The sequence below is a fragment of the Marinobacter sp. UBA5687 genome (genome assembly GCF_002420325.1).
Classification (GTDB): Bacteria; Pseudomonadota; Gammaproteobacteria; order Pseudomonadales; family Oleiphilaceae; genus Marinobacter; species Marinobacter nauticus.
The window spans coordinates 39,277-45,689 of record NZ_DIHV01000129.1; the positions used below are offsets into that span (position 1 = coordinate 39,277).

The following is a 6,413-nucleotide window of genomic DNA, read 5'->3' on the forward strand; positions in this document are numbered from 1 at the left end:
GAAATAATATGACAGGGTGTTCATTCTTCTTGTTGGTCCCTGAGCTTAGACAATAATCCGTCACTATTAAATACTTATTGGTGCTTTTTTAAGCAATCTGTCATCCGGTCTGTGATATGTGTACCCTTTTTACAGGTTAAAATGTCGCTTATAGTGACAAGTTTAAGCGTCCAGGCTGTTTTTCATGGAAGTCCCCAAGCAGACACAAAGCCAGAACCCAGCGCAAAAATCGCGCCAGACCCGAACCATCGCCATTACGGGCGGAAAGGGTGGTGTTGGCAAGACCACGGTGGCGCTGAACCTGGCCATTGCCCTATCCGAGCAGGGTCAGAAGGTGCTTCTGCTGGATGGTGATACCGACCTTGCCAACGTCAGCATTATGGTAGGTGCCTACCCTCAGCGCACGCTTGCCGATGTGGTGGCGGGGCGATGCGTCATGCAGGATATTATCATGACCACTTACGGCGGGCTGGATCTGATCCCAGGTGCATCCGGTGTGCAGAGCTGTATGGAGATGTCGGAGCAGGGTGGTCTGGCTGTTCTCCGGGCACTGCATGAGCTTGAGAACCGCTACGACACCGTTATTATCGATACGGCGTCGGGTTTACAGTCGGTGGGATTGCACATGATTGCTGCTGCCGAGCTGGCCTGTCTGGTTGTCACGCCTGATCCGGCCTCACTAACCGACGCTTTTTCTCTGATGAAGGTACTCAAACGCCGCGGCTACCGCCGGACTCCGGCAGTGATCGTTAATATGGCGCAGGGGGCCAGTCAGGCGCGCTCTGTGTTTCAGCGTTTTAATGGTGCCTGTCAGCGCCATCTGCAGTGGTCGCTTCATTATCTGGGCGGGCTCTGGCGTGATGAAACTCTGCGTCAGTCAGTGCTGGACCAGATGCCGGTGACGGTGCTGCCGGCTTCGGACCCCTCCTGTCGGCAGTTTCACTCCCTGGCCGAGATGCTGAACGTTCATGTTGGCCGACTGCCCCCAAGAAAGGCGGGGATCGCCGCTTATTGGTACCGGGCCGCCAAACGCGCCACTGAGTCGGACGCAGGTAATGGTCAGAACAGTGGGGCGGATAAAAGCAGGCGGCAGCATTGTCTGGATCTGATCGCACAATTCGAGCAGTCCATGGTATCGGTATCCGATGATGTCATGCTCAGATATGAAGCATTTACCCGGCTGTTTGCACTGTTGGGGCGCAGTCCCGATGCCGACACGGTGGAGATCATTCAGACCAGTCTCGCCGCCATGAACTGGGATAAGCTGCCGACTCGCGATCGCGCCAGTCTTGCTCGTCATTTGCGGCATTTGTCAGATGAGTTGGCGCCACCGCCGAGTGACCAGCCCCCCTCTCAGGCGGTTCATCACAGCCTTGAGGGGCCTCTGTATGACCGGGTCAGTTTTGGTGAGCAGGAGCAACTGGTACGCGCCCTGCGGGAAAAACCGGCCAATGTCTCACTGGACGACCTGTTGCGGGCGCTGGCGGGCAAAGACCGAACAGGCTCCTGAGGCAGCCGTTTCCGGGGCGATCCATGTGCCTTTTTAATTGTCATTTTATTAGCGTTTTTTGTGTCGTAATTTTGCAGTCTGTCACCGTGCTGTCACGTTCGTTGTGTGAGAATTGACCGATATCGTGGCTCGTGGCCCGCAATATGCAGGCACTCTGACAGGCGGTTGCAACAGGGAATCAGTGACGACGGGGAAAGGGATGTGCCCCGCCCGCACAGTACTGGCCGGTGTCAGATCGGCATTAGTGATCTCAGAGAAGGAGTTCTATCATGGCAATACAGCAGGTACATCACGCTGACACTTCATCATCAAAGGTGCTCGGACAGCTCCGTGGCAAGCGGGTTCTGATCACCGGTACCACTGGCTTTCTCGGTAAGGTGGTGCTCGAAAAGCTGATTCGGGCGGTGCCTGATATCGGCGCTATTTACCTGCTGATCCGGGGCAATAAACGGCACCCGGATGCTCGTTCCCGTTTCCTGGAAGAAATTGCCACGTCCTCGGTGTTTGACCGTCTTCGCGAGGCCGATTCAGAGGCATTTGATGCCTTTCTGGAGGAGCGCATTCACTGCGTGACCGGTGAGGTGACCGAAGCGGGTTTCGGGATAGGGCAGGAAGACTATCGCAAGCTCGCCACCGAACTGGATGCGGTGATCAACTCCGCCGCAAGCGTCAACTTCCGTGAAGAGCTCGACAAGGCGCTGGCCATCAACACCTTGTGCCTGCGGAATATTGCCGGCCTGGCGGACCTGAACCCGCAGCTGGCGGTCTTGCAGGTCTCTACCTGCTATGTCAATGGCATGAATTCGGGGCAGGTAACCGAATCGGTGATCAAGCCGGCGGGCGAGGCGGTGCCACGTTCCCCGGACGGCTTCTACGAGATAGAAGAGCTGGTTCGTTTGCTGCAGGATAAAATCGAAGACGTGCAGGCCCGTTATTCCGGCAAGGTGCTGGAGAAGAAGCTGGTGGACTTGGGTATTCGCGAGGCGAATCGTTATGGCTGGAGCGATACCTACACCTTTACCAAGTGGCTGGGTGAACAGTTGCTGATGAAGGCGTTGAACGGCCGCACCCTGACCATCCTGCGTCCTTCGATTATCGAAAGTGCCCTGGAAGAGCCAGCGCCTGGCTGGATTGAGGGTGTGAAGGTGGCAGACGCCATTATCCTGGCCTACGCACGTGAGAAGGTGACCCTGTTCCCGGGCAAACGCTCCGGTATCATCGATGTGATTCCAGTGGACCTGGTGGCCAACTCCATCATCCTTTCCCTGGCGGAAGCTCTTGGAGAACCCGGTCGGCGACGCATCTATCAATGTTGCAGCGGGGGCGGCAATCCAATCTCCCTGGGTGAGTTCATCGATCATCTCATGGCGGAATCAAAAGCCAATTACGCTGCCTACGATCACCTGTTCTACCGGCAGCCCAGCAAGCCGTTTCTGGCGGTTAACCGGGCGCTGTTTGATTTGGTGATCAGTGGTGTTCGCTTACCGCTCTCCCTGACGGACCGTGTGCTCAAATTACTGGGAAATTCCCGGGACCTGAAAATGCTCAGGAATCTGGATACCACCCAGTCGCTGGCAACCATTTTTGGTTTCTACACCGCGCCGGATTATATCTTCCGGAACGATGAGCTGATGGCGCTGGCGAACCGTATGGGTGAGGTCGATAAAGGGCTGTTCCCGGTGGATGCCCGCCTGATTGACTGGGAGCTCTACCTGCGCAAGATTCACCTGGCCGGGCTCAATCGCTATGCCCTGAAAGAACGAAAGGTGTACAGCCTGAAAACCGCGCGCCAGCGTAAAAAAGCTGCCTGAAAATTTTCTCCGGGGCAGGAAAGCGTTTCTGCTCCGGATTCCTCCTTCTGTTTTGGCCATTTCCTGCGGGCCAACTATCCTTGAGAGAGTTATCTGGTAGTGGCCCGTCACTGCCGTTATCGCTGCATTTCTGAGCAGGTTGCCCCTAATTGCCGGGCATCTTAGGACGTTAGTCTAATTCATTGTGCGGTGGCACACATGTTGAACTACAGGCATCTGTCTTGCGGGCGAAAAATGCCCGACCACCCTGAATTTAAAAACCGACAATGACAACAGACTCAGATCAAGGGGGAGCACAATGACTGACAAACAGGTATATCCGGTAAGTCCGGAGGTCGCCGAGCGCGCACTGGTCAGCAAATCGCAATATGAGGAAATGTATCGCCAGTCCGTAGAGGACCCGAATACCTTCTGGGGCGAGCATGGCAAGCGTATTGACTGGATCAAGCCGTTCACCAAGGTCAAGAACAGTACCTACGATTACAATAACTTGTCCATCAAATGGTTCGAGGACGGTGTCCTGAACGCTTCGGCCAACTGCCTGGACCGTCACCTGGAACAGCGGGGCGATCAGACCGCGATCATCTTTGAGGGGGACGATCCCTCGGTATCCCGGAATGTCACCTACCGGGAGCTCTACGAAGAGACCTGCAAGTTCGCCAACGTGCTCAAGGACCAGGGCGTCCAGAAGGGTGATGTGGTTACCATCTACATGCCCATGATCGTTGAAACCGCCGTTGCCATGCTGGCCTGTGCCCGTATCGGTGCGATCCACTCTGTTGTGTTTGGCGGCTTTTCTCCGGAAGCTCTGGCCGCGCGGATTGTGAACGGCAAATCCCGTTTCGTGATCACTGCGGATGAAGGTCTGCGTGGCGGCCGTGCCATCCCGCTGAAGAAGAATGTGGATTCCGCCCTCAAGCATGAGGACGAAGCCAAGGTCGACAAGGTGGTCGTGGTGTCCCGCACCGGCAACGATCAGGTGCCCTGGACCGAAGGCCGCGACCTGCGTTACGAAGACCTGATGAAGAACGCCTCGGCTGAATGCCAGCCAGAGCCGATGAATGCGGAAGACCCGCTGTTCATGCTGTACACCTCTGGCTCTACCGGTGCGCCGAAAGGCGTTCTGCACACTACCGGTGGTTACATGGTCTATGCCTCCATGACCCACCAGTACGTGTTTGACTATCACGATGGTGATGTTTACTGGTGTACCGCTGACTTCGGTTGGGTAACCGGCCACAGCTACATTCTCTATGGCCCGCTGGCAAACGGCGCCATCACCCTGCTGTTCGAGGGCGTGCCCAACTATCCGGACAGTTCCCGTATGGGGCAGGTGGTCGACAAGCACAAGGTCAACATCCTGTATACTGCGCCGACCGCTATCCGCGCACTGATGGCGCAGGGTGAGTCCTGCATGGACGGCACCACCCGTGACAGCCTGAAACTGTTGGGCTCTGTGGGTGAGCCGATCAACCCGGAAGCCTGGGAGTGGTATCACCGCGTTATCGGTAACAGCAAGTGCCCGATCGTAGACACCTGGTGGCAGACCGAGACCGGCGGCATCCTGATTTCTCCGCTGCCTGGCGCGGTGGACCTGAAGCCGGGTTCCGCGACGCTGCCGTTCTTCGGCGTTCAGCCGGCTCTGGTGGATAACGAAGGCAACATCCTGGAAGGCAAGACCGAAGGTAACCTGGTGATCCTCGACAGCTGGCCGGGCCAGATGCGCACCATCTACGGTGATCACGAGCGTTTCGTTCAGACTTACTTCAGCACCTACAAGGGTATGTACTTCACCGGTGACGGTGCCCGTCGGGACGAGGACGGTTACTACTGGATTACCGGTCGGGTGGATGACGTTCTGAACGTCTCTGGCCATCGACTGGGCACTGCGGAAGTTGAGAGTGCGCTGGTTGCCCACGACAAGGTGGCTGAAGCTGCCGTGGTGGGTTACCCGCATGACATCAAGGGGCAGGGCATCTACGTGTACGTAACCCTGGTGCAGGGCGAGGAGCCCAGCGACGAGCTCAAGAAAGAGCTGGTACAGTGGGTGCGCAAGGAAATCGGTCCGATTGCCTCGCCGGATGTGATTCAGTGGGCACCTGGACTGCCCAAGACCCGGTCTGGCAAGATTATGCGCAGGATTTTGCGTAAAATTGCCGCTAACGAGCACGATCAGCTTGGAGATACATCCACTCTGGCTGATCCGGGCGTAGTGGATGAGCTGATCAGCAGTCGGGCGTTCAAGTAACGCCCCGCTGCTGGCACTAACCTGTGAGGAATCTGTTGAATGACACAAACAATTATCGTCGCTGATGATCACCCGCTGTTTCGGGCAGCACTGAAACAGGCGGTCAATCAGGCGGTGCCAGATGCCGAGACGGTGGAGGTCGACAGCATCAAGGCGCTGCAGGCGGCGGTAGAGTCGCACCCGGACGCGGACCTGATCCTGCTGGATCTGAACATGCCGGGTGCCCATGGCTTTTCGGGTCTGGTGTTCATGCGAGGCCAGTACCCGGGTTTGCCGGTGGTGGTTGTGTCCGGTTCAGAGGATCTGCAGGTGATGCGCCGTTCGATTGATTACGGTGCTTCCGGCTTTATTCCCAAATCGGCACCTTTGCCGACCATTACCGAGGCGATACAGGCGGTGCTGGAGGGGGATGTCTGGCTGCCGGAGGGAGTCGCCGACAAGATTGAGCGGATGCAGGCTGAGACCACGGATTTCTCTGAGCGTCTGGCGTCGCTGACACCGCAGCAGTTCCGGGTGTTGGGGATGCTGGCCGAGGGGCTTCTGAACAAGCAGATCGCTTACGATCTGGATGTTTCGGAGGCGACGATCAAAGCTCACATCACGGCGGTGTTCCGCAAGCTTGGGGTTCGTAATCGGACTCAGGCGGTGATCGCCATTCAGCAGATGGAGCTGGATCCTTCGGAGCAGTCGCTTTCGGGGAGTTGAGGTTTTAGCTTTTCAGTTTGTTTCAAAACGGGAGCCTTTGGGCTCCCGTTTTTGTTTTCGGCTTGCTTGTGTTCTGTAGCTCTCGGGGCTGGTGCTGTGCCGCAGGTGGGGAGGCTTTCCCTGGGACCGCTACAAGCAC

4 protein-coding genes are annotated in these 6,413 nt (G+C 56.9%); all 4 read left to right on the forward strand.

Annotated features, from left to right (window positions below; all coding sequences use genetic code 11):
• The first annotated feature begins 184 nt into the window (after positions 1-184).
• On the forward strand, positions 185-1,510 hold the full coding sequence (locus B3Y70_RS14535) for a MinD/ParA family ATP-binding protein (RefSeq protein WP_288589988.1): 1,326 nt from the start codon (positions 185-187) through the stop codon (positions 1,508-1,510).
• A gap of 269 nt (positions 1,511-1,779) precedes the next feature.
• Positions 1,780-3,321, forward strand: coding sequence for a fatty acyl-CoA reductase (locus B3Y70_RS14540; protein WP_288589989.1), 1,542 nt, complete (start codon positions 1,780-1,782; stop codon positions 3,319-3,321).
• Positions 3,322-3,619: 298 nt separating this feature from the next.
• Positions 3,620-5,569 (forward strand): acetate--CoA ligase, encoded by a 1,950-nt coding sequence (gene acs / locus B3Y70_RS14545; RefSeq protein ID WP_286894543.1) that lies wholly within the window; start codon positions 3,620-3,622, stop codon positions 5,567-5,569.
• Positions 5,570-5,608: 39 nt separating this feature from the next.
• Positions 5,609-6,274, forward strand: coding sequence for a response regulator (locus tag B3Y70_RS14550; protein WP_011785685.1), 666 nt, complete (start codon positions 5,609-5,611; stop codon positions 6,272-6,274).
• Positions 6,275-6,413: the final 139 nt, after the last annotated feature.